We start from the raw sequence: 25,292 nt of genomic DNA, 5'->3' as shown, positions 1-25,292 counted from the left end.
TCCTCTCCTGGTGCTACCGCTCCGGCTCGGGCGCCGGTCCGTGCAGGCTGACGAAGGCCTCGGCGAGCGCCTCCGGGGTGCGCTGGGCGACGAGCACCCAGAGCAGGCTGGCCACGAGCGTGTCGCTGGAGCGGCCGGCGAAGTAGTCGGTCCAGGTGCTGGTCTCCCGGGTCCCGGTGAACAGCACGACGTCGGCGGCGGCCGCGATCGGCGAGTCCGGCATGCCGGTGATCACGGTCGTGAAAGCGCCGCGGGCGGCGGCGTCGGTGACGAACGCCAGCGCCACCGGGTCGTTCCCGGAGCGGTCGACGGCGAGCGCGACGTCGCCGCGGTGCAGCAGGCTCGTGGCCACCTGGGAGGACTGCCGGCCCTCGTGGAACCACACCGGGCGTCCGATGCGCAGCAGCCGGATCACGAGCTCGTGGGCCGGGACGGCGTCGCCCCACTCGCCGAAGACGTGGATGCGCGACGCGACGGCCATCCGGTCCGCCACCTGCGCCGCGGCCGCGAGGTCGATCGACCCCATCGCGTTGCGCAGAGCGCGCGACTGAGCGGTCGCGAGCACGGTCAGCACCTGCTCCGGCGAGTCGCCCGGCGTGATCACCGAGCCGATGTCGCGCTCCCACCCGCCCTGCACGCCGCGGCCGTAGTCGGTGGCGATCGCGGCGCGCAGCGCGGGGTAGCCGGAGTAGCCGAGCAGCACGGCCAGCCGCGTGACGGTGGCCGGGGAGGCCTCCGCCCGCGCGGCGAGCACGGTGATCGAGCTGCGGCCGGCCTCGGCGGGCGAGCCGAGGATGGTGTCGGCGACCCGCCGGGTCGCGCCGCTGAGCGAGGCCTGCACGTCACGGATCTGCTGCAGCGGGCTGGCCTCGTCGGCGGTCGTCACGGGCTCATCAGGTGTAGACGAACTGGGCACTCGCGGAAGTGTCCACGTCGCTGACCAGCCGGACCCAGTGGGCGCTGAACCCGGTGGGGAACACGTGCGTGCGGGTCTCGCCGGGTCCCACCTCGAGCCGCTCAACGGCGCCGAAGCGGCCGTGCCCGTGGAAGTCGATCTCGACGGTGACGGTCATCGGCGTCCGGCCCTGGTTCTCCAGGTGCAGGCACTTGTGCTCGAAACCGGTCATCAGGTACGGGTCCGACGGCTCGCCCGCAACGACGTCGTCCTCCCACCACGGCCCGCCCCACCCGGCCGGCTTGCCGAAGCCCCACAGGTCGTCGGTCTTGCCGAAGAACATCCCGGACTGCGGCTCGGCCGTGGTCGGGTTGAGGCCGTGGCTGGGCGAGGCGTTGTCGGCGCCGGCCACGAACATGCCGCGCCACGAGCAGAAGTCGCCGAGCACCCACAGGTGCGTCGACACCGGCCGCACGCCCCACACCCGCCCGCCGTACGCCCACGGCGAGAGCTCGTAGAACATCCCGTGGTGGTCCACGAGCAGCCGCTCGTGCTCCACCTCGCGGATGCGCGGCCACTCGGTCTGCCACTTGTGGTCGAACGTGTGCGAGGCCTTGGGCAGGCGGTAGCGGGTCCAGCGGCCGTCGGAGTCGGTGTAGACCTCGAGGATCGCCGAGGCCTGGTCCCACCCGGTCGCGAAGATCGTGCCGCCGAACTCGTGGCGTCCGCCGATGGCCGTGAACGGCTTGCGCTCCAGGACCGTCCAGCGCTCGCCGTCGTACTCGGCGAGCCGGCCGCGGGCCTGCTTGCCGGCCCAGTCGTCCTCGCCGTACTCGTTGGAGCAGACGACGAACCGGCCGAAGCTCGTGTAGCAGTCCTTGTAGTGCACCTTCCACTCGCCCTCGGTGCCCAGCTCGGCATTGAGGTCGAAGACCTGACGGCACTCGAGCGTGGTGACGTCGAGCTCGAAGACCTCACCCTCCATGGCGAGCACGTACACGTGGGTGTCGGGCTTCGTCAGGTGCCGGGTGGTGCCGCAGACCCGCATCGGGACGAGCTCGGGGACGGTGCGGATCGTGTGGTCGGCGGCGATCACGTGCGGCCCGATCACCAGGTGGCTCGTGGGGAAGTGCACGAACCGGTTCGTGTAGGTGCCGTCGACGCCGAGCGTCTCGGGCACGACCTCCATCGACATGTCGGCGTCGATGCGCCGCAGGCTGACGCCGGCGCCGCTCGCGGCCCGGTGCGAGTTGTAGTTCTGCACGTAGAGCGCGCCGTTCCAGGGCATCAGCGCCCCCACGCCGAGCTCGCTGCGCGGCGGGCCGAACTCACCCACCTGCGCCAGCGCCGGGAACACCCCGGAGACCTGCATCATCTTCTTCGATCCTCACTTGATTCCGGTGTGGGTCATCGCCTGTACGAAGCGCTTCTGGAGCACGAGGAACACGATCAGCACGGGGACGATCGACACGACCGACGCCGCCATCGACAGGCTCGGCGACAGCGCCCCCTGCTCGTCGGTGAAGTTCGTGAGGCTCAGCGGCAGCGTGTAGGTCTCCGGGCTGGAGATCAGCACCAGCGGGGCCTCGTAGTCGTTCCAGGACCACACGAACGCGAGGATCCCGAGCGCGCTCATCACCGGGGTGGCCATCGGCAGGTAGATCCGCCAGAAGATCTGCCACTCCGACGCCCCGTCGATCCGTGCAGCCTCGGCGAACTCGCCCGGCTGGCCAACGAAGAACTGGCGCATCAGGAACGTGCCCAGCACCGTGAACATGCCGGGCAGGATCAGCGCCCACAGCGTGTCGTAGAGCCCGAGCGTCTGGAAGTAGACGAACCGCGGGACGAGCAGCAGCTGGGCCGGGATGATCGCGGTGGCCAGGTAGAGCAGGAACACCGTGTCGCGGCCGGCGAACCGGATGCGCGCGAACGCGTAGCCGGCCATCGTCGCCGTCACGACCTCGCCGAGCACCCGCAGCGCGGCCACGAACACCGAGTTGGCGAACGCGGGAACGATCGAGGACTCGCCGAACAGGACGGTGCCGAACGCCTCCCACGTCGCCGGGTCCGGGATCCACTGCATGGGCACCGTGTACGCGTCGACGTCGCGCTTGAGCGCGGTCGAGAGCATCCACGCGAACGGGGTGAGGAACGCGAGCGCGAGGATCCACAGCGGGGCGCCCCAGAGCCAGCGCTGCCTGCGGGCGCGGGAGGAGCGGGTCACGTCAGTCATGGAGGGCCCTCCCGCGCTGCGCGCGCCACGTCAGGAGCGTCAGTGCCAGCACGCCGACGAACGTCACCATGCCGATCGCCGACGCGTAGCCGAACCGGTAGAACTGGAATCCCGTCTGGTACATGTAGTACGGCAGCGTGCTCGTGGAGTCGCCCGGCCCGCCCGCCGTGATCAGGGCGATCAGCCCGAACCCCTGCGACGCGCCGATGAACAGGGTGACCAGCAGGAACACCGTGGTCGGCACGAGCGACGGCCAGGTGATCACCCGGAACTTCGTCCAGGCGCCCGCGCCGTCGAGGTCGGCGGCCTCGTACAGCTGCGTGGGTGCGTCCTGCAGCGCGGAGAGGTAGATGAGCGCCGCGTACCCGACGCCGCCCCACACCGCGATCACGATGAGCGCCGGCAGCGCCCAGTACGAGGAGGCGAACCAGGCCGGGGCGTCCTGCAGGCCGAGCGCGCCGAGCACCTGGTTGACCAGGCCTGCGGACGGGTTCATCAGCATCAGCCAGGTCATGCCGATCGCGACGACGCTGACGATGTAGGGCACGAAGAAGATCGCGCGCAGGGCGCCGCGGCCGGGCAGGTCCCGGTTGAGCGCCAGCCCCAGCGCCATGCCGAGGATCGTGGTGAGCGGGACGCTGACGCCGGCGTAGACGAGCGTGAGCACCACGCTGTTCCAGAAGCCGGGGTCGCGGAAGACGTTGACGAAGTTGTCCAGCCCCACGAACTCGATGCCGCCGAAGCCGGACACCAGGTTCCACTCGGTGAACGACAGCGCGACGACCGAGAGGAGCGGGACGAGGGTGAAGAGCACGACGCCGACGAGGTTGGGGGCGATGAACAGCCAGCCGACCCAGGCGCGCGGCTGGGCGACGGAGCCCCGGGGCGGGCTCGTGCGGGCCTGGGCGGGGACCCCGGCGGGGACGCCGGGCGGAGCGGTCACGGCCATCGTCAGGCCACCTCCCGGAAGCGGCCGATCGCCGCGGTCGCCTGCGCGTCGATGGACGCGACGGCGTCGTCCGGCGAGCGCTCGTCGATCCAGCACAGGTCCTGCTGCTGCTTCACGGCGAGGGCGATCTCGGCGTAGGCCGTGAGCTCGCTGTCGACGTAGAGCTGCGCCGGGTCGTCGAACAGCACGCGGCGGAAGGAGTCCACGTCGAACCAGCGGTCCGGCTCCGGGCCGAGCAGGCTCGCGAGCATCTCGTCCTGGGGCACGTTGCCCAGCGTGGGGATCTTGCCGCCGACGGCCATGTGCGGCGCGCCCTCGGTCACCCAGAACCGCACGAAGTCCCAGGCCAGGTCCTGCCGCGGCGAGCGCGGGTTGATCATGATGAAGTTGTTGTACTGGCCCTGGTTCCAGCCGGTGCCGTCCACCGAGGTGGGAAGCGGCGCCGCGGCCACCCGGAAGTCGTGCGGGTAGTCCTCGGCGTTGTAGAGGTAGCGCAGGCTGTAGGGCGCGTTGACCCAGGTGGCGAACTCGCCGGAGACGAACGCGTTCTGCTGGTAGGCGTCCAGGCCCCGGGCCAGCACCTCCGTCCACGGGTAGGCCACCCCGTCCCGGATCATGTGCTGGCCGAGTTCCAGCCACTCCAGGAAGTGCGGGTCGGAGAAGTTGGAGCCGCCCTCGGGCGTGAACCAGTGGTCGGGGCCCAGGGCGATGCGCGCGGTCTCGGGCACCTCGTAGGTGCCGAACATGCCGTCGGTGCGGATCTCGCGGGCGATCCGCGCGAACTCCGGCACGGTCCAGCGCGTCGGGAGCGGGATGCCGGCCCGCTCCCGCGCGTCCTCGTTGAACAGCACGAAGAAGGGCTCCGCCGCGGTCGCGAGCGCCCGCACCCGGTCGCCGTCCCAGAAGGCCGTCGGGTTGGCGCGGTCGAGGAACGGGGCGAGCTCGGGCTCGGCGGCGAGCCGGTCGGTGACGTCGAGCATCATCCCCGACTCGGCCCGCAGGGCCAGCGACTTCGTCTGGTAGGTGAAGTAGACGTCGATGTCCACGCCGCCCTGCAGGGCCGTGTCGAGCTTGAGGTTCCCCCGGTCGTCGTTGACGAAGCGGGTGTAGGTCACCTCGGTGCCCGGGTGTGCCGCGGTGAACGCGTCGATCAGCGCGGCCGGCCCGGACGCGGGCGGCACGCCGCCCCAGACGTTCAGCGTGTGGGGCGACCTCGCGCCGCTCCCGGCGCTGCAGCCGCTCACCCCGCCGAAGGCGGCGGCGAGCCCCGCGCACCCTGCGAGGAACTGCCTGCGTGTGGGCCTTCCGGCCCGTCCTCGTCCGACCACCCGATCTCCTTCGACCGTCGGGACCTGCTGCAAGAGATTATTGCTAGAGGCGCCAGATGGCTAGGTATCAAGCAAGACTTTTTCAGGTCGGACATGCACAAGCCCCGGGCGCCAGGTGAAGGCGCCCGAACTCCGGTCGAACGACTCAGGCGTCGGTCGCCAGGCGCCCTGCGACGTGCACGTCCACCCGCCGCCCGTCGACCACCCACGCCGCGCGCTGCCGGCCCTCGAGCACGAAGCCGCACTTCTCCGCCACGCGCCCGGAGGCGACGTTGCCGTCCGCCCAGGCGTAGGTCACCCGGTGCAGGTCGAGGCCACCGAACGCGAACCGCAGCACGGCCGCGAGCGCGGTGCTCGTCATCCCGCGGCCGCGCGCGGCCGGGAGCGCCCAACAGGTGACGTCGGCGGTGCCGTGGCAGAGGTCGAGCTGGGCCAGCTCGACCTCGCCGAGCATCTCGCCGGTGGTGGGCTCGCACACCGCCCACGTGCACCGCTCGTCACGGGTCCACCCGCCGGCGCGGCGGCGGATGTAGGCCTCCGCCTCAGCGGGCTCGGCCGGTGGGCGGTGGCGCCAGCGCAGGATCTCCGGATCGGAGCTCGACTCCAGCACCGCCTGCCGGTCGTCGACCCTGTCGTCGCACCGCAGGGCGCGGAGGTACCAGAGGCCGGCGTTGATCTCGACGGGTTCCAGCTCTAGTCCTTGATCTCGCAGAGGACGGTGCCCTGCGACACCGAGCTGCCCTGTTCCGCGGAGAGGCCGGTGACGGTGCCTGCCTTGTGGGCGGTGACCGGGTTCTCCATCTTCATCGCCTCGAGCACGACGACGAGGTCGCCCGCGGAGACGGTGTCGCCGTCGGACACGGCCACCTTGATGATGGTGCCCTGCATCGGAGCGGTCACGGCGTCGCCCGACGCCGCCGAGCCGCCCTTGCCGCCACCGCGCTTGCGAGGGGGCGCCTTCGCCGCTGCGGCCGGCGCGCCCCCGCCGAGGGCGAGGTCGCCGGGCAGCGAGACCTCCAGCCGGCGGCCGCCGACCTCGACGACCACGCTCTGCCGCGGCGCCTCCTCGGTGTCGCCGCCCCCGCCACCGGTGAACGGTGCGACGGTGTTGTCCCACTCCGTCTCGATCCAGCGGGTGTGGACGGTGAAACCGTCGGCGTCGGTGGCCGCGAACGCCGGGTCCGCGACGACGAGCCGGTGGAACTCCAGCACCGTGGCCATGCCCTCGACCTGGAACTCGGCCAGCGCACGCCGGGAACGCTCCAGCGCCTGCGCCCGGTCGGAACCGGTGACGATCAGCTTCGCGAGCAGCGAGTCGAACTGCCCGCCGACCACGGAGCCGGCCTCGACGCCGGCGTCGACCCGCACGCCCGGGCCGGCCGGGAACGAGATCGCGGTGACGGTGCCCGGCGCGGGCAGGAAGCCGCGCCCGGCGTCCTCGCCGTTGATCCGGAACTCGATCGAGTGGCCCCGCGGCTCGGGGTCCTCGAGGAGGTTGAGCACCTCGCCCTCGGCGATGCGGAACTGCTCGCGCACCAGGTCGAGCCCCGAGGTCTCCTCCGAGACCGGGTGCTCCACCTGCAGCCGGGTGTTGACCTCGAGGAACGAGATCAGCCCGTCCTGCCCGACGAGGAACTCCACGGTGCCGGCGCCGTGGTAGCCGGCTTCGCGGCAGATCGCCTTCGCCGACTCGTGGATCGTGGCGCGCTGCTCGTCGGACAGGAACGGCGCGGGCGCCTCCTCGACGAGCTTCTGGAACCGGCGCTGCAGGGAGCAGTCGCGGGTGCCCACGACGATGACGTTGCCGTGGGTGTCGGCGAGCACCTGCGCCTCGACGTGGCGCGGCTTGTCGAGGTAGCGCTCCACGAAGCACTCGCCGCGACCGAACGCGGCGGTGGCCTCGCGCACCGCCGACTCGTAGAGCTCGCGGATCTCCTTGCGCTCCCGCGCGACCTTCATGCCGCGCCCGCCGCCGCCGAACGCGGCCTTGATGGCGATGGGCAGGCCGTGCTCGTCGGCGAACGCCTCGACCTCATCCGGGCCCGAGACCGGGTCCGGGGTACCGGGAACGAGCGGGGCGCCCGCGCGGGTGGCGATGTGGCGCGCGGTGACCTTGTCGCCGAGGTCGCGGATCGCCTGCGGCGTCGGCCCGATCCAGACCAGGTCGGCGTCGATCACGGCCTGGGCGAAGTCGGCGTTCTCGCTCAAGAAGCCGTAACCGGGGTGGATGCCGTCGGCGCCCGCCTGCTTCGCCGCGGCCACGACCTTCTCGATGTCGAGGTAGGACTCGGCCGCCGTGCTGCCGCCGAGGGCGAACGCCTCGTCGGCCAGCCGCACGAACGGCGCGTCCCGGTCCGGGTCGGCGTACACGGCGACACTCGCGATCCCGGCGTCGCGGCAGGCCCGGACGACCCGGACAGCGATCTCCCCGCGGTTGGCGACGAGGACCTTGCTCAAGCGCGGCACGGTCGGCCTCCTGGAGTCGGCGTGCTCCGGGAGCCCCGCGCCCCGGTGCAGTGGTTACCCGGGAGTTTAGGACCGATACCCGATCTCGCGACCGGGGTGTGACGGACGCCGGGTCGCGCCCTGCGCCCCGGCCCCGCCCCGCAGGTCCGCTACCCCTCGAAGCGGCCTGCCGGGGCGGGGCGCCGCGCTCGCGGCGCGCTCGCCGCGACCGCCGCCCGCCGGTCCCCCCGACCAGTCGGGCAGCGGTCGCCGCGGAGGCGGCTCACCCCCCGCCGCCTCCGCTCACCCGCCGTCGCCCCCTCCGCCGACGGCGAGACCAGTGGCGCCGGTCCGGCGCCTGCGGGCGTCGCGCGGATCCACCGCGCGGGCGAATCCCGGCGCGGCGGTCGCGAGCGCACCGGTCCCGAAGAGGCCGATCCCCAGCGCAGCCCCCGTCGGGCCGTGCGCCCGCAGGTCGGGAGCGTGTTCCGGCGCGAGTGCCCGGTGTTCGACGCGCAGCGCGGCGAGCGCCCTGTCCCCGGACCGGCTGCGGCGCGGTGCCAGGGTGAGCTGCGCCAGCGCGACGACGGTCACGGCCGCCAGCGCGGCGAGGAGCGGCCCCACCGGGCGCGCCTGGGAGATCTCGGCGAGCACCCGACCGAGCCCGACGAGCGCGACGGCGAGCATCCACAGCCCGACGCGGCGGATCCGCCGGCGCCGGTCCTCCGACAGCAGGAACCCGGCCGCCACCAGCCGCTCCTCGGTGGCGCTCAGCACCGTCTGCACCGACCGGTGGAACAGCAGCCGCCTGCGCCCCGCACCCGTGGTGGCAGTGGCGTGGACGGCCCGCTCCAGCGGGTCGGCGTCCGCGTCCATGCGGCCGATCGCCTGCACGCTGCCGTCGGTGGCGGTGATCCGGCCGCGCACGTGCAGCGCGCACAGCGCCGACCAGACGGCCAGCTCGCTGCCGCCGGCCAGGTGCGCGACGTCGTGCGGCCGGGTCGTGAGATCCGAGACGGGGCCCGTGGCCCCCGGATCGGCGAGAGCCCTCCTCGCCCGCCGGCTCCCCACCCCGATCGCGACGGCGATCAGGACGTAAGCCGACAGGAAGGAGGGTGCGCTGATGCCCCAGGCGTCAGCGGTAGCTGCTGCGAGGGCCACGGACACCTCCCTGAGCCGTCCTCATGAGACGGCTCACAGTGTTGCGGCCCACACCCGGTCGGGGGAACGTTCTTCACCAGGACTTGAGGTTGCGCGTCCTCAGGCCGCCGTGGCCATCCGGATCTGCTTCTTGATCCGCGCGAGCATGGCGGCCATCCCGCGCAGGCGCAGCGGGCTGACCGCCTCTCCGAGCCCCAGCGCGGTGTAGAAGTCGTCGGGAACGGCGAGCACGTCGGCGGCGGGCTCGCCGTCCAGGCCGGTGTGCATGATCGACGCGAAGCCGCGGGTGGTGGGGGCCTCCGGAGGGGCGGAGAAGTACAGGTGGACGCGCCGGTCGGCGCCGGGCTCGACCTCGACCGCCAGGAACAGCGGCGACTGGCACTCGTGCACCTGCTCCATCGAGTCGGCCGCGTCGGCGTACCGGGCGGGGAGCTCGGGCAGCTCCCGCGAGAGCTCGAGCAGCAGCTGCAGCCGCTCCTTCGGCCCGACGTCGGCGAAGTCCTCGACGAGCTCCGCGAGCTGCGGAGGCAGCGTGCCCGCTGTCGGTTCGCTCATGCCGACCCGCGCTCCGATCCCTGCACGATCGGCACGCGCACCGAGTTGCCCCACTCGGTCCAGCTGCCGTCGTAGTTGCGGACGCGGCCGAAGCCGAGCAGGTGGGTGAGCACGAACCAGGTGTGGCTGGAGCGCTCGCCGATGCGGCAGTAGGCGACCACGTCGTCGTCGGGGGACAGCCCCTGCTCCTGCTGGTAGATCGACTCGAGCTCGGCGCGGGACTTGAACGTGGCGTCCTCGGCGGCCGCCCGCGCCCACGGCACGCTCGCGGCGCCCGGGATGTGCCCGCCGCGGACGGCGCCCTCCTGCGGGTAGTCGGGCATGTGCAGCAGCTCGCCGGAGTACTCGCCGGGCGAGCGGACGTCGACGAGGGGCCTTCCCAGGTGCTCGAGCACGTCCTCCTTGAAGGCCCGGATCGTGGCGTCGTCGCGCTCCACGACCGGGTACTCGACGGGCGTGGGCTTGGGCTGCTCGCTGGTGAGCTCGCGTCCCTCGGCCACCCACTTCGCGCGCCCGCCGTCGAGGATCCGCACGTCGGGGTGCCCGAACAGGGAGAACACCCACAGCGCGTAGGTGGCCCACCAGTTGTTGCGGTCGCCGTAGAAGACGACGGTGGTGTCGCGGGTGATGCCGCGCTCGCCGCAGAGCCGGGCGAACCGCTCGCCGTCGACGTAGTCGCGGGTGACGGGGTCGTTCAGCTCGGTGTGCCAGTCGACCTTGACCGCGCCCGGGATGTGCCCGGTGTCGTAGAGCAGCACGTCCTCGTCGGACTCCACGACGACGAGCCCGTCGGCGCCCAGGTTCTGGGCGAGCCACTCGGTGGTGACCAGGCGCTCTGGGTGCGCGTACTCGGTCAGCTTCGGGTCGGTGTCGTTCGGCAGGGCCATGGTCGCGAGGTTAGTCGTGGCGTCCGACGGATGCAGCGGAGCCTCGTGCCGCTCGCGGTCAGTCGAGGAGCACCGTGCGCAGGTCCAGGCGCCGCAGCACCCGGTCGGCCGCCTCCGGGTCGACGCCGGGCTCGCGGCGGGCCGCCAGCACCTCCTCGCGGGCGGCGGCCAAAGCGTCGGCCTGCACCTTCGCCGCGAGCTGCCGGCCGCGGCGCACCGCCTCGAAGCGGTCCCGCTCGTCGGACGTGGCCGGCGCACCGCGCAGCACCGCCTCCAGGCGGGCCATGCGCTCGTGCAGGGCGGCGACCGCCTCGTCGGGTAGGTCGTAGCTGCGTTCCTCGGCCGCCATCCGGGTCAGCGCGGCGTGGCGGGCCCGCTGCGTGATCGCCAACTCGGCGGCGTGCTCGGTGTCGGCGTCGGCCTGCACGCCCAGGGCCCTGACCAGGACGGGGAGGGTGAGCCCCGGGCCGATCAGCGTCACCACGAGCACCGAGCAGGCGATGACCACCAGCTCGGCGCGCGCCGGGAACGCGCCGTCGAGCGTGGTGGTGGGCAGGGCGAGAGCCAGCGCCAGCGTCGCGAGCCCGCGCATCCCGCACCAGCTCATGACGACCGCCTCCCGGCCCGTGCGCGGCGCGGCGGAGGCGTCGGCGGAGCGGCGGACCACGAGCCAGGCACCGGTCATCCAGAGCGCGCGCACCCCGATCACCACGGCGCAGACGACCGCGGCGTGGGCGAGCATCCGGGGCAGGTCCGGCCCGGCCGCGGTCACCACCTGGCGCAGGTCCAGCCCGATCAGCCCGAACGCCACGCCCGTGACGAGCAGCTCGACCACGTCCCAGAACGAGCGCTGCACGATCCGGTCGGCGGCCTCGTCGACGGTGCTGGCCGAGCGCAGCTGCAGCGCGACCACGACGACGGCGACCACCCCGGACGCGTGCAGCTCCTCCGCCGCGAGGTAGACCGCGAACGGCAGCACGAGGGTGAGCGCGCTGCGGCCGGTCGCATCGGTGACGCGGTCGGCGACCCACCGGGCGGCGCGGGCGAACACGATCCCGAGCGCCACGGCCGCGGCCGCGCCCACCACGAACCGCAGGACCAGCCCGGGCGCGGACAGCTCGCCGCCCTGCACCGTGGCGAGGACGGCGGTCTGGAACACCACCAGCGCCGTGGCGTCGTTGAACAGCCCTTCGCTCTGCAGCACCGACAGCAGCCGGCGGGGCATGCGGACCGACCCCGCGACGGCCTCGACCGCCACCGGGTCCGGCGGCGCGACCATCGCCCCCAGCGCCACGGCGGCGGTGAGGGTGATCCCGGGCACCAGCGCGAGCGCGGTGCCGGCCACCGCCGTGATCGTCACGGCGACCAGCGCGACGGCCAGCAGCGCGATGCTGCGCCAGCGCGCCCGGAACAGCGCCCACGACGTGCGCTGCGCCGTCGCGAACAGCAAGGGCGGCAGGAACAGCGGGAGGATCAGCTCGGGATCGAGCTCGAACGCGTCCGGCAGGCCGGGAACGGCGGCGACCGCCACCCCGAGCAGCACCATCAGCGCGGGCCACGGCAACCGCAACCGGTCGCCGACCCCCACCAGGACCACGGCCGCGAGCATCAGCCCGACGACGAGCAGCAGGACCTCCACGGCCACAGCGTGCCCCGACGGCGCCCGCCCACCGGCCCCGACGCGCGGGTCACCCGTCGGGCGGCGCGCTCCAGAGGTCGGTGACCCGGACGCCGACACCCGCGAGCAACCTGCGCACGAGCGGGAGGCTGATCCCGATGACGTTCGACGGGTCGCCGTCGATGCCCTCGACGAACCAGCCGCCCAACCCGTCGAGGGTGAACGCGCCGGCGACGGCGAGCGGCTCGCGCGTGGCGAGGTAGGCCGACAGCTCGGCCTCGGACGGCTCGGCGAACCGGACCGTCGTGACGGCGTGGCCCTCGGCGACGCGGTCGATCTCGCCGTCGGCGAGGCGGAGCACCGCGTGGCCGGTGACGAGCTCGCCGGTGCCGCCCGCCATCGTCCCCCAGCGCCGGCGGGCGGTGTCGGCGTCGCCGGGCTTGCCGACCAGCTCGCCGTCGATGTGCAGCATCGAGTCGCAGCCGATCAGGACGGCGTCCGGGTGGGCGCTGCCGATCCGCCGCGCCACCGTGGTGGCCTTCGCGCTCGCGAGGTGCGTCACCTTCTCCGCCGGAGCGGCCTGCGGCATCGCCGCGAGCAGCGCCTCCTCGTCGACGTCGGCGATCTCGACGATCGGGTCGACGCCCGCGGCGCGGAGCACGGCCCGGCGGGCGGGGGAGGCGGAGGCCAGTACGACGCGCACGGCCGGTCAGCCTACGAGACGCCGCCCCGTGCGGGCGGGGCCCTGTCGTGGCCGCCGCCGCGCGCACCATCGTCGGACGGGACGGTGATGCTCACGCGGTCGTGCAGCGGCCGATACGAGACCACCCCGAAGGCAAGTGGTCGCGAGCCGGGAACGGCGCGCCCACCGCAGGAGGACCCACCCGACGACCGAGACGTCAGCGGGGTTCGATCTCCAGCAGACCCCGCTCACGTCTCATTGATCATGCAACGGGTGCGTTCCGCGGAACGCGGGACGGTCATGATCAGTAAGGGTGGTGCTAGGGCGGCAGATCTGCAGCCCTCGCACCACTCCTGGCGATCACCGGTCGCGCCGGTACGCGAGAGGCGTCAGCGCGGTCGCGAGGGCCGTGGCGTGCGACTCGCACCGTTCGCCGCCGCGTGACCAAAGGCGGCGAATGGATGTGGTCAGGGCGCTAGAAGCCCGCGCTGCGGGTCAGCAGCGCCGCGTGCCGGCCCCGCTCTGCGCTGGGGCGCGCGACCGGCGCGGCCGGCGGCCGCTGCTTGGTGACGAACGCGTGGCGCGCCGCGGCGAACCCGTAGCGGTCGTCGAAGATGTCCCGGCTCATCTCGGCCAGCTCGCGGACGCGGTAGGTCTCCAGCGGCCTGCGCCGCTCGTCCGCCGCCCGGACGGCCGCCTTCGCGGCGAGCTGCTGCGCCAGCCCGTCGCTCGTGGCGAGCCGGGCGGCGCGCTCGAGCACGGCGGCGTCGAACTCGCCGGGGTCGCCGGGCAGCACGGCGTCGGCGAGGCCGGTGCCGGCCGCCTCGGCGGCGCCGATCGGCAGGCACTCGCCGGTGAGCCGCTCGGCCTCGGCCGGGCCGACGCGGCGGGGCAGCACGTAGGTCCAGTACTCCGAGCCGGTCAGGCCCATCGTCCGGTAGTGCGGGTTGAGCACCACGCCGTCGCGCAGCAGCACCTGGTCGGCGCCCAGGCCGAGCATCACCCCGCCGGCTCCGGCGTTGCCGCCCACCGCGGCGACGACGAGCTGGTGCGTGCAGGTGATGATCTCCCGGCAGACGTCGTTGATCGCGTTGATGTTCCGCCACGCCTCCGCGGCCGCGTCCGGGCGGGCCTCGATGACGTTGAGGTGGATGCCGTTGGAGAAGAACTGCCCGCCGCGCAGCACCAGCACCGAGGTGTCCTGGGCCGCGGCGGCCCGCAGCGCGGCCGCGAGCCGGTGGCACTGGGCCGTGGACATCGCGCCGTTGTAGAAGTCGATGTCGAGCACGCCGACCGGGCCGCTGCGGTGGTAGGAGATCTCGTGGTGGGCGGCCGGGCCGTCGTGGGCCGCGGGCGGCCCGAGCGGCTCCAGTGCCTCGGGCACCCCGGCGATCCGCTCACCGAGCACCGTGGTGGCCGGCAGCTTGATCCGCGGGCCGCCGTCGTCGCCGCCCCCGGTGGCGAGGCGGCGCAGGTGGCCGATCCACAGCGCGCCGTCACCAGTGCGGACGAGCACCGCGCCCTGCCGGCGCAGGGCGATCGAGCCGGGCTCGCCGGGGGTGGCGGTGCCGCGGTGCGCGTCGAACACCGAGACCGGCACGCCGGCCAGCTCGCTGCGGACGCCGGGGGAGCCGTCCGCCGCGCGGATGCGCCGCAGCACGTGCTCGGTGGGGTCGGCCCACGAGAAGGCGCGGTCGGCCTGGCGCATCGTGGGCCGCAGGCGGCCGCGCACGCCGGGGCGGGAGTAGTCGAGCGGGCGCGGCGCGAACGTCGGGTCGGCGACCTTCGCGACCACCTCGCGAGCCAGCGCGGCGGCGGCCTCCGTGACCGGACCGGCGTAGAGCGCGCTCTTGCGCGGCGGGTCGGCAGGCACCCGGAACACCCGGGTGCCCCAGACCGGGCCGGCGTCCATCTCGTCGATCGCGCCGATCGCGGTGACCCCCCACTCCGGCTCGGCGTCGCGGATCGCCCAGTCCAGCGAGGACGGGCCGCGGTCGCCTTCGGGGCCGGGATGGATGATCACCGTGGGACGGGAGCGCCACACGTCGTCCGGCACGCGCTCCTTCAGGAACGGGCAGAGGACCACGTCCGGATCGGTGGCGGCCACCGCGGCCCGCATTGCGGCATCGGAATCGGCCGGCTGCATCGTGACGTCGTGCCCGTCCGCCCGCAGGTCGGTCCAGATCCGCTGGGTGAGGCCGTTGAACGACGAGCACAACAGCAGGATTCTCACACTGATCTCCGTTGTCGCGATTTTCCTCGGGCGCGCCCGAACAACGGACCGCGTGAATGGGCGGCCCGCGCCAATGTGCGCCCGCGGATCGTCATCGACCCCTGCGGTCGCGGTGGGCGCACCTCCCCGGCCTGTCGATCGTTGGGGGAGCGGAGGGGCGGTGCGTGATTGAACTGTAACCGCCCTCGGCCGCACGTTCGGCGGTCGAACGGCCGCACTCTGGCGGCCATTTGGCCTAACGGCACTGCGCTGAACGGCACGGACACACAGTGTTCGTCGCACCGCGCCCAACGGCGGTCCCTCGGCGCTCAGAGACGTACCCGCGTCACGCTACGCACGCGTTCGCCTGCGTGCCGTAGTTGATGCTGGACTTCACCGGTCCGTTCGCCGAGATCGGGGCGAGCCGAGCGGGCGAATGCCCGAGGCGAGCGGCCGGACGGTTAGGCCATTTCGCGCATGGCGGCGATCACCGTTCCCACGGAACCCGGATCTCCTTGTACTGTCCGCCGACTACCAGTACGCAACGGCGATGGCGACCGGACGGAGCAGATCTCCATGCAGACCAGTACGCCGATCGGTCCTCCCGTGGAGGGGGTCGACGGAGAGGGCGGGGCGGCGAACCGCCTGCTGGCCTACCTGCCGCGCGGCAACACGCTCGACGACAGGTCGTGGCACCGGCGCCACCGTCTCCTGCAGTGGGTGCTGGCGATCCACCTGCCCGCCATCGCCGTGCTCGGCCTGGCGCTGGGCAACTCGCCCCTCGTGGTGGGCTACGCGCTGATCGCGCCGGTCGCCTTCCTCGTGCTGGGCCACGTCCTGCGCACCAGGCGGCTGGCGTCCTCCATGATCACCGGCGGGTTGGTCTTCTGCTCCGCCGGACTGGTGGTGCTCACCTCGGGCAGCATCGAGGCGCACTTCCACTTCTTCATCATCATCGGCTTCATCGCGCTGTACCAGGACTGGGTGCCGTTCCTCTGGAACGTCGGGTTCACCGTGGTCAGCCACGGCATCGGCACCCTCTGGCTGGGTGGCCTGATCTTCTCGCACCCCGCGGGGCAGGCGAACCCCTGGCTGTGGTCGGCCATCCACGGCATCGCGGTGCTCTTCGCGTGCGTCGGCATGGTCATCTTCTGGCGCATCACCGAGGACGAGCAGACCGAGAAGGAGGCGCTGGGCCGTCGGCTGCTCACCGCCGACGCGGAGATCGGACGCCGCCGCTTCACCTCGGACATGCTGGTGAACCTCGCCCGGCGCAACCAGAGCATGCTCTACCGCCAGCTGGACATCATCAACCAGCTCGAGGAGAAGGAGCGCGACCCGGACACGCTCTCCGACCTGTTCACCCTCGACCACCTCGCCACCCGGGTCCGCCGCAACGCCGAGAGCCTGCTGGTGCTCGCCGGCGAGCAGTCCCCGCGCACCTGGACGGCGCCCGTGCCGCTGCGCGACGTCGTGCGTGCCGCGATCGCCGAGACCGAGGACCTGGACCGCGTCGTGTTCGCCATCGACGACCGCGTCGCGGTGTCGGGGCAGGCCGTCGCCGACCTCACCCACCTGCTCGCCGAGCTCACCGAGAACGCGGTGCGCTTCTCGCCGCCGGACACCGCGGTGACGATCCGCGCCCGGCCCGACCGGCGCGACGACGGCGGCTACCTGCTGACGATCGAGGACTGGGGCGTCGGGATGCCGCCCGACGACCTCGACGCGGCCAACGAGCTGCTCGCGGTGCCCCGCGAGGTCGACCTCGCGGTCGCGCAGCGCCTCGGCTTCCACGTCGTAGCCCGGCTCGCGGCCCGGCACGGCGTCGGCGTCTCGCTCGGCAACACCCCCGGCTCGGGGGTCACGGCGATCGTCTCGCTCCCCGCGGCGCTGTTCGCCCGCCCCGGGGTCGAGGCGCCGCCTGCGCCGCTGCGCAACAGGGAGGCCCTGCACCACAGGGAGGCGCTGCCGCAGACCGAGGCCCTGCCCCACGCCGAGACACTGCCCCACGCCACCGCCCGGCCGTACGTCACCGGCGAGGCGGGTCGCCCCGCACCGCGCGTCGAGCTGCCGTCGGACAGCACGGGGTGGGTCGAGCCGTTCTCGACGGCAGCTCCGTCGCCGGCGTCGAACGGAGCGGGGGCCGAGCCGGCCCGCGGTGACGCCGGATGGCGCGGGTGGTGGAACCCCGAGTCGGCGGCGGCCGGCTCCCGCCCGCCCGGTGGCGACGGGATCGACGGTGCGCGCACCGACCCGTCCGCGACCGGCGCCCAGCGCCAGACGCTGCCGGCCGTGCCTCCTGCGGCCGAGGGCGGTCGCACGCCCAGCCCGTCGCCGCGGCCGCGCCCGGCGGACTCGGACATCCCGGAGCCCCGCACCGGCGGTGAGCCTCCGGCGTCCACCGGGGAGGGCCGGCCGGGCCTTCGCCGTCGCGTGCCGCAGGCGCACCTGGCGCCCGAACTGCGCCACCCCGCGTCCGAGGAGCCCGACTTCTCACTGCCGCCCGACGGGGGCGCCGCGAGCGCCCTGTCGCGCTACCAGGCCAGCCGGCAGGCCGCGCAGGCCGTCGTCGACGGTGCCGGCGCGGACGGGAGGCGGTCGTGAGCGGGCGTTCGGGGCAGCTGGACTGGCTGCTCGCGGAGTTCGTCCGCGACGTGCCGGGCGTCGTCCACGGTGTGGTCGTCTCCGGTGACGGGCTGCGGCTGGCGACCTCGCCGGACGTCGGCGTGTCCCTCGGCGACCAGCTCTCCGCCGCCGCGTCCGGGCTCGTCAGCCTCGCCCGCGGCACCGCGCACCTGCTCGGTGCCGGCGCGGTCAGCCAGACGATCCTCGAGATGGCGGGCGGCTACCTGTTCGTCACCTCGATCAGCCAGGGCGCCACCTTGGCCGTGTTCGCCCAGCGCACGTGCGACATCGGCATGGTGGGCTACGAGATGACCATGCTCGCGGCCCGGGTGGGTCACGCCCTCACGCCCGCGCCGCGGTCGAGCGCGGGAGGCTAGCGGTGACCAGCCCCGATCCGGGCGGGCGCGTGGTGCCGGTGTACGCGCTCACCGGCGGTCGCACCCGCTCCACCACGGGCTCGGACATGCCCGTGGAGACGCTGGTGACGGTCACCCCGGCGGGTTCCCGCGCCGTGGACCTGCACCTGGAGTACCGGGCGACGGTGGACCTCGCGTCGCGCCCGATCTCGGTCGTCGAGATCGGCGCGGCACTGCGCGTGCCGGTCGGCGTCGCGAGGGTGCTGGTCAGCGACCTCGTCGACGGCGGATACCTGACCGTGCACCTGCCCCCGTCGGCGACGGGTGAGGGACCGGGACCCGAGGTCCTGGAGAGGCTGTTGGAGGGACTACGTGCACGCTGATCAGCAGGACGAGCTGATCCCGCTGAAGGTGTTGATCGCCGGCGGGTTCGGGGTGGGCAAGACGACGCTCGTGCGGTCGCTCTCGGAGATCCCGCCGCTGCTCACCGAGCAGGCGATGACGGCGGCCTCGATCGGGGTGGACGAGGCCGGCGCGGTGCCGGACAAGCAGACGACCACCGTCGCGATGGACTTCGGGCGCCTCACCGTCGACGACTCGCTGATCCTCTACCTGTTCGGTACGCCGGGCCAGTCGCGGTTCTGGTTCATGTGGGACGAGCTCGCCCGCGGTTCGGTCGGCGCGGTCGTGCTGGTGGACCTGCGCCGGATCGACGACTGCTTCCCCGCGATCGACTACTTCGAGAACCGGCGGCTCCCGTTCGTGGTCGGGGTCAACCGGTTCCCCGGAGCCGACGACTACGACGAGGAGACCGTGCGCGACGCGCTCGCCCTCCCCGCGGACTGCCCGCTCGTCTGGATGGACGCGCGCGATCCGAGGTCGAGCCAGGACGCGCTGGTGGCGCTGGTCGAGCACGCGCTGGCGCGCAGCACGATGGTCCGAGCGAGCTGACGGGCCGGCGGCACCAGGTGCCGCCGGCCCGCCGGGACCGTTCGCCGGCTAGCTGCAGCCGCCTCCGCCGCCGCCACCGTCGCCGCAGCTCCCCGAGCTGCCTCCACCGTCGCTGTATCCCCCCGAGTACACGCCGGTGTAGGAACTGCCGCTGTAGGAGCTACCGGTCCTCCTCGTGCCGCCCCCTCCGCCCGAGCGGCCGACGGCCACGAGCGCCGCGATCACGACGAGCGCGGCGACTCCGATCCAGATGATGGTCCCCATCTCGATCGCCTCCTCCCGGCCGTGGCGCACCGTCCCCCCTGGACGCCGATCGCCCCGACCCTCGCACCGAGTGTGACGGGCACCACGAGCGCGCGGCCAGCGTTTTGAGCAGGACTTGAGGTGCGCGGGTGCGGCCTCAGCGGGGCCAGGTGGAGGCCTTCCACGCGCCAGGGCCCGGGTGCAGCGGGACGCGGAAGCGCGCCGTGGGATCGGACCAGCGGTCGTGCGCGGCGGGTGCTGCCGACGCCGGCGCCGACGCCGCCGCGGCGAGCACCACGGTGAGCGCGGCGAGCTCCTCGTCGGTCGGGTTCCCGCGCACGACGCGGAACGCGGCCCGCCGCTCCTCGGGGTTGCCCGCCCCGGTCGCGGTGCCGAGGGTGTCTCCGCTCCGCTCCGTCACGGTGCCGAGGGTGTCTCCGCTCCGCTCCGTCACAGGGGGATGTTCCCGTGCTTGCGCGCGGGCACGGCCTCGCGCTTCGTGGCCAGCATCCGCAGCGCGCGACCCACGTAGCCGCGGGTGTGCGAGGGCGGGATGACGCCGTCGATGTAGCCGCGGTCGGCCGCGATGTAGGGGTTGGCGAGGGTGTCCTCGTACTCCTGCTGCAGCTCCGCGCGGCGGGCGGCCAGCTCGTCGCCCTCCAGGCCGCGCAGCTCCTTGCGGTACAGGATGCTCACCGCGCCCGCGGCACCGGTGACGGCGATCTGGGCGGTCGGCCACGCCACGTTGACGTCGGCGCCCAGGTGCTTGGACCCCATGACGTCGTACGCGCCGCCGTAGGCCTTGCGGGTGATCACCGTGATCTTCGGGACCGTCGCCTCGGCGTAGGCGTAGATCAGCTTCGCGCCGCGGCGGATGATGCCGTTCCACTCCTGCTCGGTGCCCGGCAGGAAGCCGGGGACGTCGACGAACGTCACCACCGGCACGTTGAACGCGTCGCAGGTGCGGACGAAGCGCGCGGCCTTCTCGGAGGCGTCGATGTCGAGGCACCCGGCGAACTGCGTGGGCTGGTTGGCCACGACGCCGACCGAACGGCCCTCGATCCGGCCGAACCCGACCACGATGTTGGGCGCGAACAGCTCGTGCACCTCGAGGAACTCGCCCTCGTCGAGCACCCGGTTCACGACCTCGCGGATGTCGTAGGGCGTGTTCGGGGAGTCCGGGATGATCGCGTCGAGCTCGAGGTCGGTGTCGGTCAGCCCGTCGGCGATCGCGCCGGCCGTGGGCTCCGGCGCCGGGTAGGCGGGCGGTTCGGACAGGTTGTTGGACGGCAGGAAGGACAGCAGCTCCTTGACGTAGGAGAACGCGTCCTCCTCGTCGCCCGCCAGGTAGTGCGCCACCCCGGACCTCGTGTTGTGGGCGCGCCCGCCGCCGAGGTCCTCGAAGTCGACGTCCTCGCCGGTGACCGTCTTGATGATGTCCGGGCCGGTGATGAACATGTGGCTGGTGCCGTCGACCATCACGGTGAAGTCGGTGATCGCGGGCGAGTACACGGCCCCGCCCGCGCAGGGGCCCATGACCAGCGAGATCTGCGGGACCACACCCGAGCTGCGCACGTTGCGCACGAAGATCTCGCCGTAGAGCCCGAGCGCGACGACACCCTCCTGGATGCGCGCGCCGCCGCCGTCGTTGATGCCGATGACAGGGCAGCCGATCTTCGTGGCGAGGTCCATCACCTTGACGATCTTCTCGCCGTAGACCTCGCCGAGCGCCCCGCCGAACACCGTGGCGTCCTGGCTGAAGACCGCGACCGGCCGGCCGTCGATCGTGCCGGTGCCGGTCACGACGCCGTCGCCGAAGGGCCGCTTGTCCTGCATGCCGAAGTTGGTGGAGCGGTGCCGCGTCAGCGAGTCGAGCTCGACGAACGAGCCGGGGTCCAGCAGCTGGTCGACGCGCTCGCGGGCGGTCTGGCGACCCTTCGCGTGCTGGCGCTCGACGGCGGCCTCGCTGCCCGCGTGCACAGCGCCCTCGATGCGCCGGTGCAGGTCGGCCAGCTTCCCGGCGGTCGTGTGGATGTCGGGCTCGTCGGCACCGGACGCGAACGGCTCCGTTGCAGCGCTCATGGGTGCGGAGCCTAACGCCGTGGGCACGGCCCGCGCCGCGACGATCGTCACCCCCGGGTGCACTCGGCGCGGTCGTGCGCGCGTCCGGCGACCGCAGGACCCCGTCCGTCGCGGACGCCGTACGAGGTGGGCGGAGGAACAGGGTGCGCCGGTAGCGTGCCGAGACATGAACCGGACCGTCCAGCCGCTGGACGCCGACGCGCTGCGCGCGGCGCTCGTCGGCCGATGGGCCCAGGTCGACGTCGTGGAACGCACCGGCTCCACCAACGCCGACCTGCTCGCGGCCGCGGCGGGCGGCGCCCCGGACCGCTCCGTCCTCGTGGCCGACCACCAGGACGCGGGCCGCGGGCGGCTGGCCCGCAGCTGGGTGGCTCCCCCCGGCTCCGGCATCGCGGTCAGCGTGCTGCTGCGCCCCGCGGGGGTGCCCCCGTCGCGGTTCGGCTGGCTCCCGCTGCTGGCCGGGCTCGCCCTGCTCGACGCCATCCGCGCGCTGTGCGCCGTGCCTGCCGCGCTGAAGTGGCCCAACGACCTCCTGCTGGGCGCCGAGCAGCGCAAGGCGGCCGGCATCCTCGCCGAGGTCGGCGACGCGGTGCGGCCGGCTGTCGTGATCGGCATCGGGCTCAACGTCGCCGCCTCGCCGCCGGACCACCCGGGCGCCACCTCCCTGGCCGCGGAGGGCGCCGCCGTCGACCGCGCCCAGGTGCTCACCACCCTGCTCGGCTGCCTCGCGGAGCGGGAGTCGGCGTGGCGCGAGAACCGCGGCGACCCGGAGGCCACCCGCCTGCGCGCCGACTACCGGGCGGGCTGCGCCACGCTGGGCTCCGAGGTGAAGGTCGAGCTGCCCGGTGGCGCCGCGCTGCACGGCATCGCCGAGGACGTCGACCGGGACGGGCGGCTGCTGCTGCTCGACCCGGCGGGCAGGCGGCGGGCCGTCGCCGCGGGCGACGTGGTGCACCTGCGACCGTCGGGGTAGGAGTCCCCCTGTCGGGACCGGACGCGGCGCGGATCGAGCGCTTACCGTGGTGTCGTGGCGTTCCCGGACGACCTGCTCGTGGAGGACGAGCAGGTGGTCGTGCACAAGCACCCGCACTGGAAGATGCTGCTCGGGCCCGTGCTGGTGCTGCTCCTCGTGGTCGGTGCGGCGAGCTTCCTGGCCGCGCTGGTGCGCACCCAGGACTGGGCCACGTGGGCGTGGGCCGGGCTCGCGGCCGCCGGTCTCGTGCTGGTCGGGCGGTTCACCGTGTTCCCCGTCGTGCGCTGGCGCACCACGCACTTCGTGGTCACCGACCGCCGCGTGCTCGTGCGCGAGGGCGTGCTCACCCGCCACGGCATGGACATCCCGCTGAGCCGGATCAGCAGCGTGCGGGTTCGCCACACCCTGTGGGAACGGATGCTCGGCTCGGGCACGCTGGTCGTCGAGTCGGACTCCGACGAGTCGCTCGAGTTCGACGACGTGCCCGGCGTGCAGCGCGTGCACGCCCTGCTCTACCAGGAGGTCGCCCCGTGACGCGAGACCTGCCGATGACCGTGCCCTCGCCCGGGCTGCCCGACCACGTGACGATCTACGAGGTGGGCGCCCGGGACGGCCTGCAGAACGAGGCCGCCGTCGTCCCGGTGGAGGTGAAGGCCGAGTTCCTGCACCGGCTCGCGGCCGCCGGGCTGCCGGTGCTCGAGGCCACCAGCTTCGTGCACCCGAAGTGGGTGCCCCAGCTCGCCGACGCCGCCGACCTGCTGAACCGGCTCGTGCGTGCCGAGGGCGTCGACTACCCGGTGCTGGTGCCCAACGAGCGCGGGCTCGACCGCGCGCTGGAGGCCGGCGTCTCGCACGTGGCGATCTTCGGAAGCGCCACCGAGACGTTCGCGAAGCGCAACCTCAACCGCACCCTCGACGAGCAGTTCGCCATGTTCGCCCCCGTCGTGCAGCGCGCGCTCTCGGCGGGCCTGCGGGTGCGCGGCTACGTCTCCATGTGCTTCGGCGACCCGTGGGAGGGCGCGGTCGCACCCGAGCAGGTGGCGTCGGTGGCGCGGCGGCTGGTGGAGATGGGCTGCCACCAGCTCTCGCTGGGCGACACGATCGGCACCGGTACCCCGGGGCACGTCGACGCGGTGCTCGACGCCTGCGTCGCGGCGGGCGTGCCCGTCCGGCAGCTCGCGGTGCACTTCCACGACACCTACGGCCAGGCGCTGGCCAACACGCTCACGGCGCTGCGCCGGGGCGTCCGCACCGTGGACGCGAGCGCGGGCGGCCTGGGCGGGTGCCCCTACGCCGAGTCGGCCACCGGCAACCTCGCCACCGAGGACCTCGTCTGGATGCTCGACGGGCTGGGCATCGGGCACGGCGTGGACCTCGACGCGCTGGTGGGCACGAGCGTGTGGATGGCCGAGCAGCTCGGGCGGCCGTCGCCGTCGCGGGTGGTGCGGGCGCTGACCGGCGGCGCGTAGTCCTGTCGGTGGTGTGCGCCACAATGTGCTGACCGAGAGGAGGTGCGCGGTGGCGCTGCCGATCCCCCGAGACCTGATGACCCTCGACGAGTGGGACGCCCTGCCCGAGGACAACTCGGCGCACTACGAGCTGCAGGAGGGCGTGCTCGTCGTGTCGCCGAAACCGGCCAGGAGGCATCAGCTCGCGGTCACGCGACTTGCCTCGCAGATGGAACGGCAGCTGCCCGTGGACTGGGACGCCGTCCCCGACTTCGAGGTCGTCGTGCAAAGGGAGGGGCCGGCAACCGTCCGCGCGCCGGATCTCGTGGTCGTGCGAGCGGGAGGCCCGGAGGTCCGCGTGGAAGCGGGTGAGGTGCTGCTCGCCGTCGAGATCATCTCCCCGGGTTCTCGCAAGATCGACACCCGCATGAAGCCGTTCGAGTACTCCGAGGCGGGCATCCCGCACTACTGGGTGGTGGACCTGGACCCGCCGGCTGCCTCGATCACCGTCTACGGTCTCGGCGCCCCGGGCGACGGCTACGTGGAGAGCCAGACGGCCGTGGGCGAGCTCGTCGTGCCGGAACCGTTCGGGATGCGGATCGACATCGCGGCGCTCGTGACGCGCAGGGACGGCTCCTGACGGGCTCGCCCGCCGCGCGGATCAGGGCGCGAACTCGCAGAAGCTCTCGTAGTGGTCGCCGGTGTAGTACCAGTGGTCGGGCGCGCGCTCGTCCGGGCCTCCGGTGACGATCCGGCGGGCGCCCCGGTGGTCCAGTCCCGGCGTCTCCACGGTGAACTCGCGGTAGTAGCCCGGGTCCTCGTCGGGGAGGATGCCCTCGCGGTTCTCGAACTCCACGCCGTCGTTGCGCGGGTACTCGTAGGGCCCGCCCGCCTCGATGTCCGCGATCACCTCGTCGGCCTCGGCCGGCAGCGCCTCGACGCAGGCCGGGACGGAGCCTGCGGACGCGGGTGCCGCTGCCGGCGCCGCCGTCGACGGCGGTGCGGCGGGAGCGGGTGCGGCCTGGCACCCCGCCAGCACGAGCCCGGCCAGCAGCAGCCGGACGACCGCCCACGCCCGGTTCACCGCGAGGCCTCCGCGATCGTGCGCACCCCGTGTCGCTCGACGAACGCCACCGTCTCGAACTGGCGGTCGCCGATGCGGCCCCCCGGCCCCAGCTCGGCCGCGGCCGTCCGCAGGATCTCGGTCAGGGTCAGGAAGCCCGGCAGGTCGGCGTCGACGAGCCGACCGGCGTCGTGCCAGAGCAGGACGACGCGCTCGTCGTCGGGCCACCGGACGGCCAGGTCGCGCAGCGCGTCGACCAGCGCGTCGAGGTTGCGGCCCGCCGTCTCGGGCAGCCGCAGCGCGCGGGCGATCGCGGCCTGCGTCGGGCGCATCGCGTCGGTTGCGCCCGCTACCTCGGCCAAGGCGACGCCGTCGGCCGCCAGGTTCGCGCGCACCGCCTCGACGTCGGCCGGGCTGGCGAGCAGCACCCCCCGGCCGGTCAGGCCGGGGACGAGCCGGCTGACCGGCGTCCGTCGTGACCCACCCACCGGACCATCGAACCACCGCTCGGTGACCGGGTCGGTACGGGGCGTGGAACTCGCTGCTCCCGTCCGGTTGCGCCAGACTGTCGGAGGCACCTGCCACC

Annotated in this window: 26 protein-coding genes; 8 read left to right on the top strand and 18 right to left on the bottom strand. The window is 73.5% G+C overall.

What is annotated here, in order from left to right; genetic code table 11:
- Positions 1–13: 13 nt before the first annotated feature.
- The 13 genes from FB558_RS09900 to FB558_RS09840 all read right to left on the bottom strand — a co-directional run bounded on the left by FB558_RS09900 (position 14) and on the right by FB558_RS09840 (position 14,986).
- Positions 14–886: a MurR/RpiR family transcriptional regulator gene (locus tag FB558_RS09900; RefSeq protein ID WP_211366255.1), complete on the bottom strand. Its 873-nt coding sequence runs from the start codon at positions 884–886 to the stop codon at positions 14–16.
- Positions 887–893: 7 nt separating this feature from the next.
- A complete protein-coding gene (locus FB558_RS09895; RefSeq protein ID WP_142050692.1) occupies positions 894–2,270 on the bottom strand; it encodes a hypothetical protein in 1,377 nt (458 codons plus the stop codon).
- Positions 2,271–2,282: 12 nt separating this feature from the next.
- Entirely contained in the window at positions 2,283–3,128 is an 846-nt protein-coding gene (locus tag FB558_RS09890; protein ID WP_142050689.1) for a carbohydrate ABC transporter permease, read from the bottom strand.
- Positions 3,121–4,077, bottom strand: a complete 957-nt coding sequence (locus tag FB558_RS09885; protein ID WP_142050686.1) for a carbohydrate ABC transporter permease — start codon at positions 4,075–4,077, stop codon at positions 3,121–3,123. The genes FB558_RS09890 and FB558_RS09885 overlap by 8 nt, the downstream gene beginning before the upstream one ends.
- Before the next feature lie 2 nt (positions 4,078–4,079).
- Positions 4,080–5,405, bottom strand: coding sequence for an ABC transporter substrate-binding protein (locus FB558_RS09880; protein ID WP_142050683.1), 1,326 nt, complete (start codon positions 5,403–5,405; stop codon positions 4,080–4,082).
- 145 nt (positions 5,406–5,550) lie between these two features.
- Entirely contained in the window at positions 5,551–6,051 is a 501-nt protein-coding gene (locus FB558_RS09875) for a GNAT family N-acetyltransferase (protein ID WP_342787360.1), read from the bottom strand.
- 47 nt (positions 6,052–6,098) lie between these two features.
- Positions 6,099–7,871 carry an acetyl/propionyl/methylcrotonyl-CoA carboxylase subunit alpha gene (locus FB558_RS09870; RefSeq protein WP_142050680.1) on the bottom strand — a complete coding sequence of 591 codons (1,773 nt, stop codon included), beginning with the start codon at positions 7,869–7,871 and terminating at the stop codon, positions 6,099–6,101.
- A gap of 282 nt (positions 7,872–8,153) precedes the next feature.
- The gene (locus tag FB558_RS09865; protein ID WP_170231260.1) at positions 8,154–9,011 is read right to left on the bottom strand and encodes a TIGR04222 domain-containing membrane protein; all 858 of its coding nucleotides are present in this window, start codon (positions 9,009–9,011) and stop codon (positions 8,154–8,156) included.
- Between the two features lie 99 nt (positions 9,012–9,110).
- Entirely contained in the window at positions 9,111–9,566 is a 456-nt protein-coding gene (locus tag FB558_RS09860) for a SufE family protein (RefSeq protein WP_142050673.1), read from the bottom strand.
- Entirely contained in the window at positions 9,563–10,453 is an 891-nt protein-coding gene (locus FB558_RS09855) for a sulfurtransferase (protein WP_142050670.1), read from the bottom strand. Before FB558_RS09855 ends, FB558_RS09860 begins: the two co-directional genes overlap by 4 nt.
- Before the next feature lie 58 nt (positions 10,454–10,511).
- Entirely contained in the window at positions 10,512–12,092 is a 1,581-nt protein-coding gene (locus tag FB558_RS09850) for a Na+/H+ antiporter (RefSeq protein WP_142050667.1), read from the bottom strand.
- A gap of 49 nt (positions 12,093–12,141) precedes the next feature.
- A complete protein-coding gene (locus FB558_RS09845; RefSeq protein ID WP_142050664.1) occupies positions 12,142–12,774 on the bottom strand; it encodes a Maf family protein in 633 nt (210 codons plus the stop codon).
- Positions 12,775–13,228: 454 nt separating this feature from the next.
- Positions 13,229–14,986, bottom strand: coding sequence for a hydrogenase maturation protein (locus FB558_RS09840; protein ID WP_142050661.1), 1,758 nt, complete (start codon positions 14,984–14,986; stop codon positions 13,229–13,231).
- A gap of 555 nt (positions 14,987–15,541) precedes the next feature.
- Here FB558_RS09840 and FB558_RS09835 point away from each other — a divergent pair.
- From FB558_RS09835 to FB558_RS09820, 4 genes are read left to right on the top strand one after another with little or no spacing between them, the layout of a single operon-like run.
- A complete protein-coding gene (locus tag FB558_RS09835) occupies positions 15,542–17,569 on the top strand; it encodes an ATP-binding protein (RefSeq protein WP_170231259.1) in 2,028 nt (675 codons plus the stop codon).
- A complete protein-coding gene (locus FB558_RS09830; RefSeq protein WP_170231258.1) occupies positions 17,566–17,967 on the top strand; it encodes a roadblock/LC7 domain-containing protein in 402 nt (133 codons plus the stop codon). The genes FB558_RS09835 and FB558_RS09830 overlap by 4 nt, the downstream gene beginning before the upstream one ends.
- Positions 17,968–17,969: 2 nt before the next feature.
- Complete coding sequence (locus FB558_RS09825; RefSeq protein ID WP_142050655.1) at positions 17,970–18,329, top strand: DUF742 domain-containing protein; 360 nt, start codon at positions 17,970–17,972, stop codon at positions 18,327–18,329.
- Positions 18,319–18,897: a GTP-binding protein gene (locus tag FB558_RS09820; protein ID WP_246106346.1), complete on the top strand. Its 579-nt coding sequence runs from the start codon at positions 18,319–18,321 to the stop codon at positions 18,895–18,897. The genes FB558_RS09825 and FB558_RS09820 overlap by 11 nt, the downstream gene beginning before the upstream one ends.
- A gap of 48 nt (positions 18,898–18,945) precedes the next feature.
- Here FB558_RS09820 and FB558_RS09815 read toward each other — a convergent pair whose 3' ends face one another.
- From FB558_RS09815 to FB558_RS09805, 3 genes are all read right to left on the bottom strand, one after another.
- Positions 18,946–19,161 carry a hypothetical protein gene (locus FB558_RS09815; RefSeq protein ID WP_142050652.1) on the bottom strand — a complete coding sequence of 72 codons (216 nt, stop codon included), beginning with the start codon at positions 19,159–19,161 and terminating at the stop codon, positions 18,946–18,948.
- A gap of 136 nt (positions 19,162–19,297) precedes the next feature.
- Positions 19,298–19,561, bottom strand: coding sequence for an acyl-CoA carboxylase subunit epsilon (locus FB558_RS09810; RefSeq protein WP_142050649.1), 264 nt, complete (start codon positions 19,559–19,561; stop codon positions 19,298–19,300).
- 29 nt (positions 19,562–19,590) lie between these two features.
- Positions 19,591–21,222 carry an acyl-CoA carboxylase subunit beta gene (locus FB558_RS09805; protein WP_142050646.1) on the bottom strand — a complete coding sequence of 544 codons (1,632 nt, stop codon included), beginning with the start codon at positions 21,220–21,222 and terminating at the stop codon, positions 19,591–19,593.
- A 166-nt stretch (positions 21,223–21,388) separates the two neighbouring features.
- Between FB558_RS09805 and FB558_RS09800 the strand changes: the two genes are divergently transcribed.
- The 4 genes from FB558_RS09800 to FB558_RS09785 are packed head-to-tail and all read left to right on the top strand — an operon-like array spanning position 21,389 to position 24,283.
- Entirely contained in the window at positions 21,389–22,195 is an 807-nt protein-coding gene (locus FB558_RS09800) for a biotin--[acetyl-CoA-carboxylase] ligase (protein WP_142050643.1), read from the top strand.
- A 54-nt stretch (positions 22,196–22,249) separates the two neighbouring features.
- The gene (locus FB558_RS09795; RefSeq protein ID WP_142050640.1) at positions 22,250–22,729 is read left to right on the top strand and encodes a PH domain-containing protein; all 480 of its coding nucleotides are present in this window, start codon (positions 22,250–22,252) and stop codon (positions 22,727–22,729) included.
- Between the two features lie 14 nt (positions 22,730–22,743).
- Complete coding sequence (locus FB558_RS09790) at positions 22,744–23,664, top strand: hydroxymethylglutaryl-CoA lyase (RefSeq protein WP_142053948.1); 921 nt, start codon at positions 22,744–22,746, stop codon at positions 23,662–23,664.
- Between the two features lie 49 nt (positions 23,665–23,713).
- Positions 23,714–24,283: a Uma2 family endonuclease gene (locus FB558_RS09785; RefSeq protein WP_142050637.1), complete on the top strand. Its 570-nt coding sequence runs from the start codon at positions 23,714–23,716 to the stop codon at positions 24,281–24,283.
- 21 nt (positions 24,284–24,304) lie between these two features.
- Here the strand turns inward: FB558_RS09785 and FB558_RS09780 are convergent, their stop codons facing one another.
- Both FB558_RS09780 and FB558_RS09775 read right to left on the bottom strand, forming a co-directional pair.
- Positions 24,305–24,727, bottom strand: coding sequence for a guanyl-specific ribonuclease (locus FB558_RS09780; RefSeq protein WP_142050634.1), 423 nt, complete (start codon positions 24,725–24,727; stop codon positions 24,305–24,307).
- Positions 24,724–25,194, bottom strand: a complete 471-nt coding sequence (locus tag FB558_RS09775) for a barstar family protein (protein WP_170231257.1) — start codon at positions 25,192–25,194, stop codon at positions 24,724–24,726. Before FB558_RS09775 ends, FB558_RS09780 begins: the two co-directional genes overlap by 4 nt.
- Positions 25,195–25,292 lie beyond the last annotated feature (98 nt).

The sequence above is a fragment of the Pseudonocardia kunmingensis genome (genome assembly GCF_006716445.1).
GTDB classification, from domain to species: Bacteria; Actinomycetota; Actinomycetes; order Mycobacteriales; family Pseudonocardiaceae; genus Pseudonocardia; species Pseudonocardia kunmingensis.
The sequence above is the reverse complement of the archived record's forward strand: the minus strand, read 5'-3'. Positions and strand labels throughout refer to the sequence as shown.

Coding starts and splice junctions, on each gene's coding strand:
- FB558_RS09895 (WP_142050692.1), bottom strand. CDS start 2,270: ATGATGCAGGTCTCCGGGGTGTTCCCGGCGCTGGCGCAGGTGGGTGAG.
- FB558_RS09890 (WP_142050689.1), bottom strand. CDS start 3,128: ATGACTGACGTGACCCGCTCCTCCCGCGCCCGCAGGCAGCGCTGGCTC.
- FB558_RS09885 (WP_142050686.1), bottom strand. CDS start 4,077: ATGGCCGTGACCGCTCCGCCCGGCGTCCCCGCCGGGGTCCCCGCCCAG.
- FB558_RS09860 (WP_142050673.1), bottom strand. CDS start 9,566: ATGAGCGAACCGACAGCGGGCACGCTGCCTCCGCAGCTCGCGGAGCTC.
- FB558_RS09855 (WP_142050670.1), bottom strand. CDS start 10,453: ATGGCCCTGCCGAACGACACCGACCCGAAGCTGACCGAGTACGCGCAC.
- FB558_RS09835 (WP_170231259.1), top strand. CDS start 15,542: ATGCAGACCAGTACGCCGATCGGTCCTCCCGTGGAGGGGGTCGACGGA.
- FB558_RS09815 (WP_142050652.1), bottom strand. CDS start 19,161: ATGGGGACCATCATCTGGATCGGAGTCGCCGCGCTCGTCGTGATCGCG.
- FB558_RS09805 (WP_142050646.1), bottom strand. CDS start 21,222: ATGAGCGCTGCAACGGAGCCGTTCGCGTCCGGTGCCGACGAGCCCGAC.
- FB558_RS09800 (WP_142050643.1), top strand. CDS start 21,389: ATGAACCGGACCGTCCAGCCGCTGGACGCCGACGCGCTGCGCGCGGCG.
- FB558_RS09790 (WP_142053948.1), top strand. CDS start 22,744: ATGACCGTGCCCTCGCCCGGGCTGCCCGACCACGTGACGATCTACGAG.